This window comes from Parahoeflea halophila (genome assembly GCF_900220985.1).
Taxonomy (GTDB): domain Bacteria; phylum Pseudomonadota; class Alphaproteobacteria; order Rhizobiales; family Rhizobiaceae; genus Hoeflea; species Hoeflea halophila.
In genome coordinates this window covers 167,947-184,709 of record NZ_OCPC01000006.1, presented here as the reverse complement: position 1 = coordinate 184,709, position 16,763 = coordinate 167,947, and the positions used below count along the sequence as shown (strand labels likewise).

The window sequence follows — 16,763 nt, the reverse complement described above, 5'->3', positions numbered from 1 at the left end:
CAGTCCTTCAGGCGGCGTGGGAAACGCCGGCGGTGAATGCCGGTGCGTAGTCGATTGTCGGGCCATCGGAGCGAATGCGCTCCCGCAGCCGGAACGGGCGCGGGCCGGCTTCCGTTTCCTCGACCTCGATGACGTTGACATCGACGACGCGGTTGTCGTCGAGCGCCTGCTGGCCGGCGGACTCGATGGCCGCCACAGCATCGTCATGGCGGGCGAGAAACGCCTCCTTGAGCGAGGTGGTCCATTCGCCATTGGCGCCCAGCCAGACAGCGATGCCGTCGGTCAGGCGGTTTGCGGTGAGAACCTTGGTCTTGGTCGCAGCGGTTTTCATCGGGGCCTCCTCAGGCGGCTTGGGTTCGGTTGGCGGGTGCAGCGCTGGGCTGACCGGCCGCGATGGGTGTGGAGTGCTCGAAATTGGCGCCCGCGACGGCGTCGCCGATGACCACCATCACCGGGCCGGCAAGCTCGGAGCGGTGCTCCAGCGCGGGAAGGTCGGCAAGGGTGCCGTGAAACAGGCGGCGTTCGCCGCGCGAGGCGTTTTCGACGATGGCAACCGTCATGTCGGCGGGCAATCCAGCCTCGATCAGCCGGGTGGCGACGCTGGCGGCCACCGTGCGGCCCATATAGACACACAACGTGGCGCCGGAGACGGCCAGCCGCGCCCAGTCCGGCAGGGCGGCGCCGGTCAGGTCATGGCCGGTGGTAAACACCAGCGACGAGGCCACGCCGCGAAGGGTCAGCGGCAGCTCGAAATCGGCGGCTGCGGCAAGCGCCGAGGTGATGCCCGGAACGACCTCGAACGAGACCTCCGCGTCTCTCAACGCAGCCATTTCCTCGCCCGCCCGGCCAAACACCAGCGGATCGCCGGATTTCAGCCGGACAACGCGCTTGCCCTCGCGGCCAAGGCGGATCAGAAGATCGTTGATTTCGGCCTGGCTCTTCGAATGGCAGCCCTTGCGCTTGCCGACGGAAAAACGCTCAGCGTCGCGGCGGCCAAGCGCGACAACGCTTTCAGGCACCAGCGCGTCATAGACGATGGCATCAGCCTCCATCATCGCGCGCTGGGCCCGCAATGTCAGCAGATCCTCGGCACCCGGTCCTGCACCGACCAGCCAGATGTGACCCGGGACCGGTTCACGGCCCCGCAGCATGCGGGTGGCGGCGCGGCGCGCGAGCGAGATTTCGCCATTGTCGACATGGGTTGCCACATCGGCCTCGAAGAACCGGCGCCAGAAACGGCGGCGGGCGACGCCGCGCGGCAACAGGCGGTCAACCGCGACACGGTAGTCGCTCGCAAGCCGCGCAAGGGTGCCAAGAGACGGCGACAGCATCTGGTCGACCCGGGCGCGGATCATCTGCGCCAGCACCGGCCCTGCGCCTTCGGTTCCAATGGCAATGGCCACCGGCGCCCGGTTGACCAGTGCCGGAGTGAGAAAATCGCAATAGTCTGGCTGATCCACGGCATTGGCCGGGATGCGCCGCTCGCGGGCCGCGGTCACGATGGCGCGATCCTGAGCGGCATCGCCGGTTGCGGCAAACACCAGCGTGGCCCCCTGCATCTGCCGCACATCGAAGCGCACGCGCTGCGGCTCGATGCCAAGCCGCGCCAGGCTGTCGATCAACTCGGCCTCCGGCGCGTCGGCATAGACCGAGATGTCAGCCGAGGTGTTGGCAACCAGACGCGCCTTGGCCGCGGCTTCGGCGCCATTGCCGAAGATCGCCACCTTTTTCGCGTCAACCCGCATGAAGGCTGGGAATGTGGTCAGTTGCGCCGGTTGCGTCGCCATTTCGCTCAAACTCCTGATCTGAAGCCATTTTCAGGAAAGAAACGAAACAAATGAAGGAACAAACATGTGCCGATGGGGGCGAACAGACATTCTTTTACCTCTAGAATCCGATTATGGAGAATGGGTAACCGCGACGCGTCACGCTCCTGCGGTCGGACGAGACAGACTGGACCCTCACATGGAGATCAAGAAAAACGCAGACCTGGTGCGCAGGCTGCTCGACGTCATGGAACACGATATCCTGCCGCTGACGGAGACGGGCGTGGCACAAGGCAACAAGGTGTTTGGCGGCGCGCTGCTTAGAAAATCGGACTTTTCGCTGGTGATGGCAGAGACCAACAACGAGACCGAGAACCCGCTCTGGCACGGCGAAGTCCATCTTCTCAAATGCTTCTACGAGAGCCCTGTCGCGAAGGCCGAATCGACAAAGGACATGATATTCCTGTCGACCCACGAGCCCTGCACAATGTGCATGTCGGCGATTGCCTGGACCGGATTCGACAATTTCTTCTACTTTTTTAGCCATCAGGATTCGCGCGACAGTTTCTCGATCCCGCACGATCTCAAGATGCTCAAGGAAGTCTTCGGACTGGAGCCGGGCGGATACAATCACGACAATGCGTTCTGGCACGGACGCGGCATTTTCGACATCATGGCAACGCTGCCCGACGCCGAGGCACAGCCGCTGCTCGATCAGGCCAGGCGCATCCGTGACCGCTACGATGTGCTGTCGGAAGCCTACCAGGCAGGCAAGGACGACAACGCCATTCCGCTCAATTGAGTGGGACCGCGCACGTTCTTGCCGGCTTGATCTGTGGACAACGCCGACACCCGGAGCTGAAAAGTCGCGGGCGTCCCCCGGCTCGGGTAGTCTCGCCCGATACATTGATCCAGACAGCACGGCACGCTCCAGATGAAACCATCACGCGACATTTCCGGTCTTATCGAGATCATGGCGGCGCTCCGACATCCGGAGACCGGTTGCCCGTGGGACATCAAGCAGGATTTCTCCAGCATCAAGCCCTACACGATCGAGGAAGCCTACGAGGTGGCCGACGCGATCGAGCGCAATGATCCCGAGGATCTCTGCGACGAACTTGGCGATCTCCTGTTGCAGGTGGTGTTCCATGCCCGCATGGCCGAAGAGCAGCAGCTGTTCTCGTTCGAAGACGTGGTCGAGGCGATCACCCGGAAAATGATCCGGCGGCATCCGCATGTATTCGAGCGCTCGGAGGCCGACACCCCGGACAAGGTCAAGGCGCAGTGGGCGGACATCAAGGCCGCCGAAAAGCGCGAGCGGGCATTGCGTCGCGCCGCCCGGGGATTGCCGGAAACCGAAGCGGCCGGGCAATTGACCGGTATTCCGCGCGCCCTGCCCGCGCTGATGGAAGCGCTGAAACTGCAGGAAGCCGCCTCACGCGTCGGCTTCGACTGGGGGGCGGCCGGCCCGGTTCTCGACAAGATAGAGGAAGAAATCGCCGAGTTGCGCGCTGAGATCGCCGGCGGCGAGACGAGCAAGGCTGCAGGAGAACTGGGCGACGTGATCTTCGCCGTCGCCAATCTCGCACGCCACCTCAAGGCCGACCCGGAAGATGCGTTGAGGTCGACCAACACCAAGTTCCGCAACCGTTTTGGCCATGTAGAGGCTGGATTGGCGAAACTTGGCAAGACACCCGACGAGGCGACGCTCGAGGAGATGGAAAGGCTGTGGCAGGAGGCGAAGTCGTCCGGCTGAGGCAGACAGCAATCCGATCCAGAGAATAACCGAATCTAGTAATCTGCTTCCGGCTTCGGCCCCAGACCCAGCAGCCGGTCGAGATCTTGGTCGTCGGCGACGGTGAATTCGGCGGTCAGTTCCACCGAGCCGTCTTCGTGATCGACTCGGTTTTGCACCCGGCCGCGCTCGTAGATCCAGGACATCACCGGCAATTGCTGCGCAGTGAGCAGGATGGTGCGGGTGATAAGTTTTCCCGAAATCCGCTCCTCGACTGCGGCAAGCAGCGTGTCGACACCGTCGCCATTCAACGCCGAGACCACGACGGCCTCGCCCGACCCGGCGCGCGCGCGTAATGCCTCTGCCGCTTCGGATTCGAGCAGATCGACCTTGTTCCAGACCTCCAGCATCCGCTGCGGCTTGATTTCGCCAACGCCGAGACTGTTGAGGATCGCCTCGACATCTGCTGCCTGCGAGCTGCGGTCGGGATCGGCCATATCGCGCACATGCAGGATCAGATCGGCCTCGATCACCTCTTCCAGCGTTGCCCGGAAGGCGGCAACCAGATGGGTTGGCAGATCGGAAATGAACCCAACCGTGTCGGAGAGGATGACGGTGGCGCCGTGCGGCAGCTTCATCCGCCTCAGCGTCGGGTCGAGCGTGGCAAACAACATGTCCTCGGCCATCACCGCCGCGCCGGTGATGCGGTTGAACAGCGTCGATTTGCCGGCATTGGTGTAGCCGACAAGCGCCACGATCGGATGCGGAACCTTCTTGCGCTTGGCGCGGTGGAGCTGGCGCGTGCGGCGCACCTGCTCGAGCTCGCGCTCCAGCTTGACGATGCGTTCCTGCAGCAGCCGCCGGTCGGCCTCGATCTGGGTTTCGCCGGGACCGCCCATGAAGCCGCCGCCGCCGCGCTGGCGTTCAAGGTGGGTCCAGCTGCGGACGAGCCGGCCGCGCTGATAGTTGAGATGCGCAAGCTCGACCTGCAGCACACCTTCCTTGGTGGAGGCGCGGCGACCGAAGATCTCGAGAATGAGTCCGGTCCGGTCGATCACCTTGACCTTCCACTCGGTCTCCATGTTGCGCTGCTGGACCGGGGTGAGCGGGTGATCCACAATGACCAGCTTGGCATCGGTGGAATGGATCAGCGCATCGATCTCGAGCATCTTGCCCTTGCCGAACAGCGTCGACGGCCGCGGGGCGGACACAGGCACGATCAGCGCCTCAGCGACCTCGAGATTGATGGCACCGGCCAGTCCAACGGCTTCAGCCAGGCGGTTGGCATCGGGGCGCTTGTCAGGCTCGCCGCTTCCGGGCGCGGCATTGCGCGTGCGCAAGGTGGGAACCAGCACAATCGCGCGCATGACGCCGGACTTGCTGTCCGGGTCGTTGAAATTACCAGAGCTGTCTACAGTTTCGATTTGCGTTGTCCTGTCAGGCGCCGCTTGCGGCGTCCTCGTTTTCAAACATCTGCACAGGCTGACTTGGCATGATCGTGGAAATCGCATGCTTGTAGACAAGCTGCGAATGCCCGTCGCGTCTCAACAACACGCAGAAATTGTCGAAAGAAGTGACCACACCGGTCAACTTCACCCCGTTGATCAGAAAGATCGTCAGAGAGATTTTCTGTTTCCGAACCGTGTTGAGAAAGAGATCCTGCAGGTTCTGTGAACGCTCCGCCATTGCGCCTATTATCCGTCTTTTTCTTGCCCGCTAACCGCAGGTCATTACCGCACGTGTCCTATCCCTATGACATTCGCTTTCCCCAGAGATGAAAAAAGCGCAGCGCAGCCAAAAAGCTTACGCAACGTCAAGCCCCGAACAATCCCACTCCTTCTGGCCGACAGATATGGTAGTCTCGCCGCTGACAGAAAATTGCTCGTCCGAACGCTGTAGAGAAGACCATTGTTGCGGTGTTTTGTAAACACTTGTTTTCGTGCATGCAATTCACTGCGCCAATTTCCACTCGCCATGCAGGCCGACGAAATCCGCGATCCCCCTGGAATCTCAGGGTGGCGGGCCCACGGTGCTGGCTTTCTGCCGCAGCGTCGGGACTAACTGAAACAATGAGGGCTTGATCGTGGCCGGCAGTCCGGCATCGCCTGCAAACTGCGGACAACCAGTTGCCCGAACGGCATTGCCGCGATTGCTAGCGGCTCATCCAGTAGCGGACATTCAGAACGGCGAACACAACCATAATTTCAAGCCGCCCCAGGGTCATGATGATAATGGCAGCAATTTTCCCGGACGCCGGCATGGCCTGGAATTGCGGCCACACCTCATTGACCGGTTCAGTGACATAGGTTGGCGGGATCAAGGCTTCGTAGACCGGTCCGGCATTGGAGAAGAACGCAACTGCCATTGTAATGCCGCCTTCGAATTCTGCTGTCTCCAAAGTAAAGGCCAACGCGCCGAACGCAACAACGAGCAGCGATAAGGAAAAATAGGTCCAGATCGCGCGCATGGTTTTTTCGTCGATGAGATGCCGTCCGAAACGCAGGTTCGTTACGCTGCTGGGATAGATCAACTGATTGAGCTCGCGCGCCGAATGAACGGCCATCGCGGCAATCCGGTAGAGTTTGAAGCCGCCGGTTGTGGAGTAGATTCCGCCCCCGACCAGCACGATCATTAGGACGACCAGATCCGGCAACAGGGCGATGACGCCCGGCCGGCTTTCTATGCCACTGGTGGCGATTAGCGAGGAGGATGCAAGCAGGCCCTCGATAAAGATCGGTCCGAGGGACGCGCCTCCGGAAACGGTCGACAACCGAACCGCATAGAGCATGGCCACGAGCACAACCACAACAAAGATAAGCGCAATTTCCGGGTTACCCGTCAACAGCTGCTTCGGTGTGCGCAGCATCCGCCGGCGCCAGAATACGCTTACCGTGCCGAGCAGCAAGCCAAAGGTGAGCACCAACTGGGCCATCGGTCCGGCCTGGTTTTCCAGCGCCCCGTCGAACGGCAGGAATCCGCCGGTGGCGATCACCACCATCGACAGCATGGCCGAATAGGGACCATTCACGCCGGACAGCATCAAGCCGACAAAGACGACGAAGGTAATCAAAACGTACTGACCGAGTACCCGGCGAAAATCGCGCAGATCAATGGTCATGTTGCTGGCGCTGCCAGTAATTACCCGCCGGTCACCGGCCGGCAAACCACCAAAGCCGCCGGGCGCCAGCACATGGATGATCGACAGCAATGTCAGAAAGCCGCCGTACCACTCGATGGATGCACGCCAGAAAAGGATCGCCTGCGGCGCGGTTTCGCGGGACAGGAGGGTGGCGCCGGATGTCGTCAGTGCCGATACCGATTCGAACCATGCATCGATCCAGCTCAAGCCGGTCAGTGTCTTGAAAGATGCCGCCGCGACCATCGGCAGCAGCACCCACATCGCCACGAGCGCCACATAGCCCGATGCCCGGCCCAGGGTCCTGGCGAAGCCGGCGATTGCGCCGAGCACCATCAGCGCGGCGAAGACCCCGAGCGAGCCGACGAGCAGCATCGACAGCGCCATGTCCCGCATACCGTCCGCTATGGCAAACAGCACGGCTGGCACGAGCAGCGTGAAAAGCCCCGCAACCGCAACCGCCAGAACATGCAGGATGCCGAGCATCGGCTTAGAAGAACTCGAGGCTGACGCGGAACATCTGCTCCACATGACGGACGGAATCGAGCGCAGAGAACATCACGACCCTGTCCTTTGCCTTTATCTTGACCGAGCCGTCCGGGCGCAGCACCTGCTTGTCGCGATAGATGGCGCCGATGCGCACGCCGTCTGGCAGATCCAGGTTGCGCAACGGTTTCCCGACCAGCGGTGAGGTGTCCAGCGCTTCCGCCTCGATGACTTCAGCCGCCCCCTTCTGAACCGAGTAGACCGCCCTGATGCGACCGCGGCGAACGTGCTGCAGGATCTTCGAAATGGTCACGGCACGGGGATTGATATGCGCGTCGATTCCCAGCGTCTTGGTGAAGGACTGATAGGACGGGTTGTTGATCAGGGTCAGGTTGGCTTTGCAGCCGAGCCGCTTGGCCATTACCGATGACAGGATGTTGACCTGATCATCATTGGTCAGCGCCACCATCAGGTCGGCATTTTGAATATCGGCCTCGACCAGGATGTTCTGGTCCAGCGACGAGCCGTTCAGCACAACCGTGCGGGCGAGCGAATCGGCAATAGAGACCGCCCTGCCCCGGTCCGCCTCGATGATCTTGACCTTGGTCTTGGGCTGCCGTTCCTCGATCGCGGCGGCGACGTAGTAGCCGATATTGCCGCCGCCCGAGATGACGATGCGGCTGGCTTCCTGCTCTTCATGACCGAACAGGCCGAGCGTGCGGCGGACATGATCCTTGTCGCACACGACATAGGCCAGGTCGCCGGTTTCCAGCTGGTCGGACGAATGCGGAACAAACAGGCTCTCGTTGCGCCAGACCCCGACCACGGTGGCGAGAAGATCGGGAAACAGTTCGCTGAGCTGCACCAGCGGCGTGTTGACCACCGGGCAATCCTCCAGACACTCGATGGCGACCATGGCCACCTTGTCGTCAGCGAACCGCACCGCATCGGTGGCGCCAGGCAACGCGATACGGCGCAGCACCATCTGGCCGACCTCCACTTCCGGCGAAATAATCACGTCAATCGGCATGTGGTCGCGCGAGAACAGGTCCGCCCAGTGCGACTTGAGATAGGACTGGGCGCGGATACGGGCGATCTTGGTCGGCACGTTAAAGATCGAATGCGCAACCTGGCAGGCCACCATGTTGATCTCGTCATAGAGCGTGACGGCGATGATCATGTCGGCCTGGTCCGCGCCGGCCTGGGCCAGCACATCGGGATGGGCGCCATGGCCGACATAGCTGCGCACATCCAGCGTGTCGCGGATCGCCTGCACCAGCGTGGCGGAAGTATCGATCACCGAGACGTCGTTGTCTTCGGCTGCGAGGCGCTCGGCGATGCCGTACCCCACGCGTCCCGCTCCGCAAATGATAACCTTCATTGCCGACCCCTTAAGCGCCAATCCGATTGCGCGGCCGTAACCGCTTCGCGCCGCTTATACGCCAAGAGATTTCAATTTGCGATGCAGGGCAGACCGTTCCATGCCGACAAATTCGGCGGTGCGGGAAATGTTGCCGCCGAAGCGGTTGATCTGGGCGATCAGGTAATCGCGCTCGAACAATTCGCGCGCTTCGCGCAACGGCAGGGTCATGATGTGGTCCGATCCGGCCGCCGACGTCTTGGGCAGCATGTCGGAGACATCATCGGGCAACATGTCGGCGCTGATGGCGGTTTCCGGACCATCGGAGCGAGCCAAAATCATCAGCCTTTCCATATAGTTGCGCAATTGCCTGATGTTACCCGGCCAGGTATGGGCCTGAATGACGGCCAGCGCATCGTCCCCAATCCGCCGGTTGCGGATGCCTGCCTGCTCGGAAATCTGGCGCATGAACATGTCGACCAGGAAGGGAATATCCTCGCGCCGTTCACTGAGCGAAGGTACCCGCACCGGCACCACCGCAAGCCGGTGATAAAGATCCTCGCGGAACTCGCCTGCGCCGATGAGCTCTTCCAGATTGCGGGCCGTCGATGACAGGATGCGCACGTCGACCTTGACCCGCTTGGTGCCGCCGACACGCTCGAACTGCTGATCGACCAGCACCCGCAGGATCTTGCTCTGGGTCCCGCGCGGCATGTCGGCAACCTCATCGAGGTAGAGAATGCCGCCATGGGCTTCTTCCAGCGCGCCGACCTTGCGCTCGTGGCTGGCCGCACTTTCGGTTCCGAACAGGGCCACTTCCATCCGTTCAGGTGTAATGGCTGCGGCGTTGACGACGACGAACGGACCGCCGGCCCGGGTCGACTTGCGGTGGATCAGCCGCGCCACCAGTTCCTTGCCGGACCCGGAGGGCCCAAGAATCATCACGCGGCTGTTTGTCGGCGCGATCTTGTCGATCGACTGCTTGAGCTGGGACACGGCCACCGATGTGCCGATCAACTCGACCGGGTCGCCGGAACGCTTCTTGAGCTCGGTAACTTCGCGCTTGAGATTGGAGGTTTCCAGCGCCCGTTCGGCGACCAGCAGCAAGCGGTCGGCCTTGAACGGTTTTTCGATAAAATCATAGGCGCCGCGCTGGATGGCCGAGACCGCTGTCTCGATGTTGCCATGACCGGAAATCATCACCACCGGCAGGTCCGGATAGCGCGCCTTGATTTCATCGAGAAGTGCGAGGCCGTCCAGTCGGCTGCCCTGCAGCCAGATATCGAGAAAGACCAGGCGCGGAACGCGGTCCGAAATTGCCGCCAGGGCCGAATCACTGTCCGCGGCCGTGCGGGTTTCATGCCCCTCGTCATCCAGAATGCCGGATACGATCTCGCGTATGTCGGCTTCGTCATCCACGACCAGAATGTCAGACGCCATCTGCCGGTTCCCTTTCATTTTCTTCTTGCTCTTCGCTGCCCGGGGCCTCGACCGGTAGACGGACGGTTATCATCGCCCCCTTGCCTCCGTCGACCTCGACCGGCGCATCGCGCAACTGGATGGTGCCGCCGTGATCATCAATGATCTTCTTGACGATGGCGAGACCGAGGCCGGTGCCCTTGTCGCGCATAGTCATGTAGGGCTCGAGCAGGCGATGCCGGTTCTCGCCCGGAAGCCCCCGGCCATTGTCGATGATGTCAACGACGTATTCTCGCCCGTCGAGCGAACGGGCGGCGCGCACGATGATGGTCTTGCCGGACCGCTCCTGATCAGACGGAACCGCGTCAATCGCCTCGGTGGCGTTCTTGACCAGGTTGGCGAAGGCCTGCCCCAGCATGCGCGGATCAAACTCGCCTTCCAGCGGCTCTTCCGGGAACTCGCTGCTGAAGTCGATGTCGGAGCGGCTGACCTCACGCAAAAACGCGGCGTCCTTGAGGATTTCGCGCAGATCGGTGCGCACCTTGGACGGTTTCGGCATACGGGCGAAGGAGGAAAACTCATCGACCATGCGGCCGATATCCTCGACCTGGCGCACAATCGTATTGGTGCACTGGTCGAAGACTGCGCGATCCTCGTCGGGGATCTGCTTGCCATAGCGGCGCCGGATGCGTTCGGCGGAGAGCTGGATCGGTGTCAGCGGATTCTTGATCTCGTGGGCAATACGTCGGGCGACGTCGGCCCAGGCGGTCGAGCGCTGGGCAATGACGAGGTCGGTGATGTCATCCAGCGTGACGACGAAGGATTCGAGCCCGTCATGGCTCTCCTCGCGGGTTACCTTGACGTTGAGCGTGCGCTCCTTGCCGCCGCGGTAGAGCGTCACTTGCGCGATTGCCGCCGAACGCGGCCGCATCGAGGCCTCGGCGATGACGGTTTCGAACTCCGGCGCCAGCTCTGTGAAATGCTGGTCAATAACATCGGCTTCGCCACCCCCGAGAATTTCGCAGGCCGAGCGGTTGGCTATGGTCACCGTGCCATTGTGATCGACGCCGACCACGCCTGCGGAGACGCCGGACAGAACCGCTTCGGTGAATCGCCTGCGGTCGTCGATCTGGTCCTTGGCCGAAAGGATCTCGTCCCGCTGGGTCCGGATCTGCACGATCATGTTGTTGAAGGTCTGCGCCAGCGAACCGACATCGCCGTCGGAGGCATGAACCGGCACCACCACATCGAGATTTCCGCTGGCGACATCGTCGGAGGCCCCGATCAGCACCCGGATCGGGCGAACCAGACGGTCGGCAACGGCGATGGCGGTCCAGATCGCCGACAGCAGCACGATCAGGGCAAATCCTAGATAGAGAATGCCGAAGGCCAGTTGCAGCGATGCCCGCCCCTGCTCAAGGGTCTGGTATTCCAGTGTCGCCTCCTCCATCAACCGCATCGAGCGCATCACCTCGGCATCGACCACACGGACGGTGTAGAGCATCGTCCCGCTGATCTGCTGCAGCGGCATCAGCGCGCCCACCAGGTTGGTGACACCAGGCGGGATCAGCGTCGGCTGCCCGTTGACCGCATCCTTGAGCGCCCGCTCCGGCACCGCAGGCAATGGCCGCTCCGTTTCGATGTCGGCCTGCAGGATGACACTGCCATCCTCGCGGATGAGGAAGGCCCCGAGCAGGCCCCGACCGATCGCCTGGCGCGTCATGAATTGGGAAAAACCGACCCGGTCGAGCGAATAGAGCGACCGGGCGTTGTCGAGATCATTGGCCATCGACACGGTCTGCCCCTGCAGAAATCGGGCATTCTCGAGCACATAGGCTTCAGCGACCGACAGCGAGGAATTGACGATCGCCTTGGTGCGGATCGAGAACCAGCGGTCAAGTCCCACGTCCAGCGTGATCGACGCCACGATGGCCACCAGAATGGCAGGCAGAATGGCCACGATCGAAAACAGCGCAACGATGCGGATGTGAAGCTTTGCCGCCGCCTTTCCCCGTCGGCGCGCCCTGAGTAGCGAGCGAATCTCGAGAAAAACCAGCGTCACCAGACCGATAACAAAGACAAGATTGATTACCACCGCGCTAAGCACGACCCGATCGACCGGGTCAATCGGCGTCAGGCCGAGCAGAATGGCAAAGGATATCAGGGCGCTGAGAAAGGCGGAGACGACCAGGGCAATGCCCGGCAGCGTAAACAGGTTGCGACGACTGCCTGCGCCACCGACAAATCGTCCGGCATCAGCCGATGCACCGGGCTTCGGTGCGTGCTGCGAACCGGTTTTAGCCATTTCACCGCCAGCGGTATTGCGGCCGGATCCTGTTAGGCCCGTCTGTGCCGGTCCGGGCGCCGTGTCGATTGCCATGTGCTGCGTGCCACCTCAGTTGCGCTCCGACTACCGTTGCGAACAAGCAACAGAATGTGGCGAAAATGCAACGTGTGAACAATCCCTGTCAAGCGGCCGTGGGCGTCACCGAAACACGTCAGGCCGGGCGCGGCGAGCGATAGACCGTGACGCCGAGCTCGCGGATCTTCTTGCGCAGTGTGTTGCGGTTAAGACCGAGCAGGTCCGCGGCCTTGATCTGGTTGCCACGGGTTGCCGTCAGGGCGGCCAGGATAAGCGGATACTCTACCTCCTCCAGCACTCTCTGATAGAGTCCCGACGGCGGCAGCTCCTCGCCGAAACCCGAGAAGTAGCGACGCATGTTCTCTTCTACCGACTGGGCGATGGTGACCGGTCCCATGGCAGTCGCCCCCTGCGGCGAGGGCGGCTCCGGCGTTTCGATGCGCAGCTCATTGTCGATGATTTCGCGGGTTATGACATCCTGTGGGTAGAGCGCCATGACGCGGCGGACGACATTTTCGAGTTCGCGGACATTGCCTGGCCACGGATAGGCCTTGAGCAGCTCCAGCGCCTCGTTGTCAAAGCGCTTGGCATCAAGCCCCTCGCCGACCGCGCCACGCACGAAGTGACGGACCAGATCCGGTACGTCCTCGGCGCGGTCGCGAAGTGCCGGAAGGCGCAGCGGTACGACATTGAGACGATAATAAAGATCTTCGCGGAACAGGCCCTGATTGATCAGGATCTTGAGATCCTTGTTGGTGGCGGCAACGATGCGCACATCGGTCCTGATCGGGGTGCGGCCGCCCACGGTGGTGTATTCACCCTGCTGCAGCACACGCAGCAGACGGGTCTGCGCATCCATCGGCATATCGCCGATCTCGTCAAGGAACAGGGTGCCCCCCTCGGCCTGCTCGAAGCGGCCGGTGGACTTGTGCTGAGCGCCGGTAAAGGCGCCCTTTTCGTGTCCGAAGAGTTCCGATTCAATCAGATCGCGCGGGATCGCAGCCATGTTGATGGCCACGAAGGGGCCGTTGCGGCGCTTTCCGTAATCGTGCAGCGCCTTGGCAACCAGCTCCTTGCCGGTGCCCGACTCACCGGTAATCATCAGCGTCAGGTCGGTCTGCATGAGGCGAGCCAGAACCCGGTAGATCTCCTGCATGGCGGTTGAGCGGCCGACCAGCGGCATGCCCTCGGTGGTTTCCTCGGGCTGGACGGCAAGCTTGCGCGGTTCCGACAAGGCCCGGCCGATGGTGCCGATCATCTCGGTGAGATCGAACGGCTTGGGCAAATAGTCATAGGCCCCGCCTTCGGATGCCTTGATGGCGGTCATGAAGGTGTTTTGCGCGCTCATCACCAGCACCGGCAGATCCGGCCGGGCGCGGCGAATTCTGGGCAGCATGTCGAAGGCGTTTTCATCAGGCATGATCACGTCGGTGATGACCAGATCGCCATCGCCGGCCGAAACCCAGCGCCAGAGTGTCGCCGCATTGGAGGTGATGCGGACCTCGTAGCCGGCCCGGGTCAGGGCCTGGTTGAGAACGGTGCGGATAGCCGCGTCATCATCGGCGACAAGAATAGTGGCTTTGCCCATCAGCTCAGTCCTTCTGTCCGGATGCGCCGCTCATGCGAGCAGGCAGCGGTTTTGGTGGCCGGCCGTCGGGCGAAACCGGCATCAGAATGCGGAAAGTGGTCTTGCGGTTCTGGCTGTCACATTCAACGATGCCGCCATGACCGCCGACGATCTTTGCCACCAGCGCAAGGCCCAGGCCCGAGCCATTGGTCTTGGTGGTGACGAAAGGGTCGAACAGGTGCGAGACGAGATCCGCCGGCACGCCGGGGCCGTTGTCCTGAACGCAGAATTCGAGCGGCAGCGAGATTTTTTCCCGTGTACCGGCCACCGAAAGCTTGATGCCCGGCCGATAGGCCGTCGTCAGCACGATCTCGCCGTTGGGATCTTCGCCGATCGCTTCGGCGGCGTTCTTGACCAGATTGAGGAAGATCTGAACCAGCTGATCACGATTGGCATAGACCGGCGGAAGCGATGGATCGTAGAGTTCGACGAATTTGATCCTGCGCGCAAACCCGGCCTTGGCCACCGCTTTGACATGGTCGAGGACCGAGTGGATGTTGACTGGCGTCCGGTCGACCGGCCGTTCGTCCGAGAATATCTCCATGCGGTCGACGAGCGAGACGATGCGGTCCGTCTCATCGCGGATCAGCCGCGCCAGGGCACGGTCCTCGTCTCCCACCGACATCTCAAGCAGTTGCGCCGCTCCACGAATGCCCGAAAGCGGATTTTTGATCTCGTGGGCCAGCATCGAGGCCAGCCCGGTGACGGACCGCGCGGCCGCGCGATGGGTCAACTGGCGGTCGATCTTGTCGGCCATCGAGCGTTCCTGAAACACGACGACGACATTTCCGGGCAGGCCGGCGACGGGCGCGACATAGAGATCGACCAGCTTGTCGCTGCCAAGCCGTGGCGAACTCAGGTCGACCCGGTACTCGTTGACCGCCGCCCGGCGTTCGCGCACCTGTTCTATCAGTTCGAGCAGCGGACTTCCGAATGGAATGAAGGTGTCGAGCGTGTGGCGGCCGAGATGGGCCGCACTTGCGGCGAAAAAGGATTCCGCCTCCCAGTTGGCAAAACACACCATGCTGTTGGGGTCGACCATGATCACCGGATGCTGGATGGCGTTGAGCACCATGCCGGCGGTGTCCATGTCAACCGCAGCGGCCTGCTCTGCAAATCTCTCGCTCACGCGGCACTCTCCATCTCCGAAGACAAACCGGCGGCGGTTTCGAGCACTTCGGCGAAAGTTTCGACAACTTCTTCGGCATTATGGGAGGTCATCATCATGACCTTGCGGTCAGCCGGTGTACGGGGTGCAAGGGTTTCGAGATACCAGCCGATATGTTTGCGGGCGTGGCGGACGCCGACATCGTCGCCGTAATGGGCGATCATTGCACGGTAGTGTTCGAGCGCCACGGCATTGCGCGCCTTTCGATCGGCGGGAATATCCGCGGAGCCTGCCAATTCGCCGCAGATCCAGGGCTGTCCCTGCGCCCCGCGACCAACCATGACGGCATCGGCACCCGAACGGCGCAGGCACACGGCAATGTCGGCGCGGGACGTGACGTCGCCATTGGCGATCAGCGGAACCGCCACCGCTTCGCGCACCCGGGCAATCGCATCCCAGTCGGCGCTGCCCTTGTAGAACTGCATCCGGGTGCGGCCGTGGATGGTGATCATCCGCACCCCGGCAGCTTCCGCCCGGGCCGCGATCAGGGGCGCGTTGAGACTGTCGTGATCCCAGCCAAGACGCATCTTCAGCGTGACAGGCACCGAAACCGCCTTGACGGTGGCCTCGATCAGGCTCAGCGCATGATCCGGGTCGCGCATCAGCGCCGAGCCGGAGTAGCCGCCGGTGACCTTCTTGGCCGGGCAGCCCATGTTGATGTCGATCATCGCGGCACCGGCATCCTCGGCGATCTTTGCCGCCTCGCCCATCCACCGCGCCTCGCGGCCGGCCAGCTGAACCACATGCGGATCAATCCCGTCGCCGCGCAACCGTGCATGCGATTCGGGGTGGTCGACCACCAGTTCGCGGCTTGCCACCATTTCGGTAAAGACCAGACCTGCTCCGTGCCGCCAGGCCAATTGCCGGAACGGCAGGTCGGAAATTCCGGATAATGGCGCCAGAAACACCCGGTTTCGCGCGGTTACCGGCCCAATCTGAAGCGGCTGGCGGAGGAAAGCGTCAATGCTCTGCATTCGTTTCGTGCAACTCTCGTTTCTGCCTTTTTTTTAGACAATCATGATCGTGTTGCCAAGGCGTATTCGCGGGCGGGGCGAGAAAAATGCAAAAGAGCTTTTTTCCGGTAAACGCAACCTCTAAACACAGGAGCAACCGGGGCCGCCACAGCCCAGCCCAAATGCCGAGGATGAAAAGCCATGACCAAGGAAAACCAATCGGCCCCGCTGCTGCCGGATGTGCGCACCGGTAACGGTTATGACGTACACCGGCTAGTGGCAGGCAAGTCCGTTACGCTCTGCGGCGTCGAAATTCCGCACAATCAGCGGCTCGACGGCCATTCAGATGCCGATGTCGGCCTGCATGCGCTGACCGACGCATTGCTGGCAACCTGCGCGGCGGGCGATATCGGCGATCATTTTCCGCCTTCCGATCCGCAATGGCGCGGCGCCTCCTCCGACATCTTCCTGGCCCATGCGGCGAAGCTGGTGCGTGATGCCGGTGGCGTCATCATGAACGCCGATGTCTCGCTGATCGCGGAACAACCGAAGATCGGTCCGCACCGGCTCGAAATGCGCCAATCACTGGCGCGCATTCTCGATATCTCGATCGACCGCTGTTCGGTGAAAGCCACCACCAACGAGATGATCGGCTTCATCGGCCGCCGCGAAGGCATTGCCGCAATTGCCACGGCGACCGTGGTTTACGGAGCCGCCAGATGAGTACCGGTTCAAATCATGACGACGCCGG

13 protein-coding genes and 1 pseudogene are annotated in these 16,763 nt (G+C 62.1%); 3 read left to right on the top strand and 11 right to left on the bottom strand.

All coding sequences use genetic code 11. The features are described from left to right. Positions 1–7: 7 nt before the first annotated feature. Together CRO46_RS18235 and cysG are read right to left on the bottom strand one after the other, a co-directional pair. The gene (locus tag CRO46_RS18235; protein ID WP_097109228.1) at positions 8–331 is read right to left on the bottom strand and encodes a DUF2849 domain-containing protein; all 324 of its coding nucleotides are present in this window, start codon (positions 329–331) and stop codon (positions 8–10) included. 10 nt (positions 332–341) lie between these two features. Continuing rightward, on the bottom strand, positions 342–1,787 hold the full coding sequence (gene cysG / locus CRO46_RS18230) for a siroheme synthase CysG (RefSeq protein WP_097109227.1): 1,446 nt from the start codon (positions 1,785–1,787) through the stop codon (positions 342–344). A gap of 178 nt (positions 1,788–1,965) precedes the next feature. On the opposite strand from cysG, the gene CRO46_RS18225 reads away from it, so the two are divergent. Together CRO46_RS18225 and mazG are read left to right on the top strand one after the other, a co-directional pair. Further along, positions 1,966–2,568 carry a cytidine/deoxycytidylate deaminase family protein gene (locus CRO46_RS18225; RefSeq protein WP_097109226.1) on the top strand — a complete coding sequence of 201 codons (603 nt, stop codon included), beginning with the start codon at positions 1,966–1,968 and terminating at the stop codon, positions 2,566–2,568. Between the two features lie 132 nt (positions 2,569–2,700). Beyond that, positions 2,701–3,522, top strand: a complete 822-nt coding sequence (mazG, locus tag CRO46_RS18220; RefSeq protein ID WP_097109225.1) for a nucleoside triphosphate pyrophosphohydrolase — start codon at positions 2,701–2,703, stop codon at positions 3,520–3,522. 35 nt (positions 3,523–3,557) lie between these two features. Here the strand turns inward: mazG and hflX are convergent, their stop codons facing one another. The 9 genes from hflX to dusB all read right to left on the bottom strand — a co-directional run bounded on the left by hflX (position 3,558) and on the right by dusB (position 16,033). Then, entirely contained in the window at positions 3,558–4,868 is a 1,311-nt protein-coding gene (hflX, locus tag CRO46_RS18215) for a GTPase HflX (protein ID WP_097109224.1), read from the bottom strand. A gap of 70 nt (positions 4,869–4,938) precedes the next feature. Further along, entirely contained in the window at positions 4,939–5,187 is a 249-nt protein-coding gene (gene hfq, locus CRO46_RS18210) for an RNA chaperone Hfq (RefSeq protein ID WP_097109223.1), read from the bottom strand. Positions 5,188–5,653: 466 nt separating this feature from the next. Continuing rightward, the gene (locus CRO46_RS18205) at positions 5,654–7,123 is read right to left on the bottom strand and encodes a potassium transporter TrkG (RefSeq protein WP_097109222.1); all 1,470 of its coding nucleotides are present in this window, start codon (positions 7,121–7,123) and stop codon (positions 5,654–5,656) included. A 4-nt stretch (positions 7,124–7,127) separates the two neighbouring features. Next, positions 7,128–8,525: a Trk system potassium transporter TrkA gene (trkA, locus tag CRO46_RS18200; protein ID WP_280176274.1), complete on the bottom strand. Its 1,398-nt coding sequence runs from the start codon at positions 8,523–8,525 to the stop codon at positions 7,128–7,130. A 33-nt stretch (positions 8,526–8,558) separates the two neighbouring features. Next, a complete protein-coding gene (ntrX, locus tag CRO46_RS18195) occupies positions 8,559–9,923 on the bottom strand; it encodes a nitrogen assimilation response regulator NtrX (RefSeq protein ID WP_097109220.1) in 1,365 nt (454 codons plus the stop codon). Beyond that, the gene (locus CRO46_RS18190) at positions 9,913–12,207 is read right to left on the bottom strand and encodes a sensor histidine kinase NtrY-like (RefSeq protein ID WP_097109393.1); all 2,295 of its coding nucleotides are present in this window, start codon (positions 12,205–12,207) and stop codon (positions 9,913–9,915) included. Before CRO46_RS18190 ends, ntrX begins: the two co-directional genes overlap by 11 nt. A 193-nt stretch (positions 12,208–12,400) precedes the next feature. Next, the gene (ntrC, locus tag CRO46_RS18185) at positions 12,401–13,852 is read right to left on the bottom strand and encodes a nitrogen regulation protein NR(I) (protein WP_097109219.1); all 1,452 of its coding nucleotides are present in this window, start codon (positions 13,850–13,852) and stop codon (positions 12,401–12,403) included. 4 nt (positions 13,853–13,856) lie between these two features. Then, positions 13,857–14,981 carry a two-component system sensor histidine kinase NtrB gene (locus CRO46_RS18180; RefSeq protein WP_097109392.1) on the bottom strand — a complete coding sequence of 375 codons (1,125 nt, stop codon included), beginning with the start codon at positions 14,979–14,981 and terminating at the stop codon, positions 13,857–13,859. Positions 14,982–15,016: 35 nt separating this feature from the next. After that, a complete protein-coding gene (gene dusB / locus CRO46_RS18175) occupies positions 15,017–16,033 on the bottom strand; it encodes a tRNA dihydrouridine synthase DusB (protein WP_097109218.1) in 1,017 nt (338 codons plus the stop codon). Positions 16,034–16,231: 198 nt separating this feature from the next. Between dusB and ispF the strand changes: the two are divergent. Continuing rightward, positions 16,232–16,735, top strand: a pseudogene (gene ispF / locus CRO46_RS18170) (2-C-methyl-D-erythritol 2,4-cyclodiphosphate synthase); the annotation flags it as partial. Between the last annotated feature and the right edge of the window lie 28 nt (positions 16,736–16,763).

Coding starts and splice junctions, on each gene's coding strand:
- CRO46_RS18235 (WP_097109228.1), bottom strand. CDS start 331: ATGAAAACCGCTGCGACCAAGACCAAGGTTCTCACCGCAAACCGCCTG.
- cysG (WP_097109227.1), bottom strand. CDS start 1,787: ATGGCGACGCAACCGGCGCAACTGACCACATTCCCAGCCTTCATGCGG.
- CRO46_RS18225 (WP_097109226.1), top strand. CDS start 1,966: ATGGAGATCAAGAAAAACGCAGACCTGGTGCGCAGGCTGCTCGACGTC.
- mazG (WP_097109225.1), top strand. CDS start 2,701: ATGAAACCATCACGCGACATTTCCGGTCTTATCGAGATCATGGCGGCG.
- hflX (WP_097109224.1), bottom strand. CDS start 4,868: ATGCGCGCGATTGTGCTGGTTCCCACCTTGCGCACGCGCAATGCCGCG.
- hfq (WP_097109223.1), bottom strand. CDS start 5,187: ATGGCGGAGCGTTCACAGAACCTGCAGGATCTCTTTCTCAACACGGTT.
- CRO46_RS18205 (WP_097109222.1), bottom strand. CDS start 7,123: ATGCTCGGCATCCTGCATGTTCTGGCGGTTGCGGTTGCGGGGCTTTTC.
- ntrX (WP_097109220.1), bottom strand. CDS start 9,923: ATGGCGTCTGACATTCTGGTCGTGGATGACGAAGCCGACATACGCGAG.
- CRO46_RS18190 (WP_097109393.1), bottom strand. CDS start 12,207: ATGGCTAAAACCGGTTCGCAGCACGCACCGAAGCCCGGTGCATCGGCT.
- ntrC (WP_097109219.1), bottom strand. CDS start 13,852: ATGGGCAAAGCCACTATTCTTGTCGCCGATGATGACGCGGCTATCCGC.
- CRO46_RS18180 (WP_097109392.1), bottom strand. CDS start 14,981: ATGGACACCGCCGGCATGGTGCTCAACGCCATCCAGCATCCGGTGATC.
- dusB (WP_097109218.1), bottom strand. CDS start 16,033: ATGCAGAGCATTGACGCTTTCCTCCGCCAGCCGCTTCAGATTGGGCCG.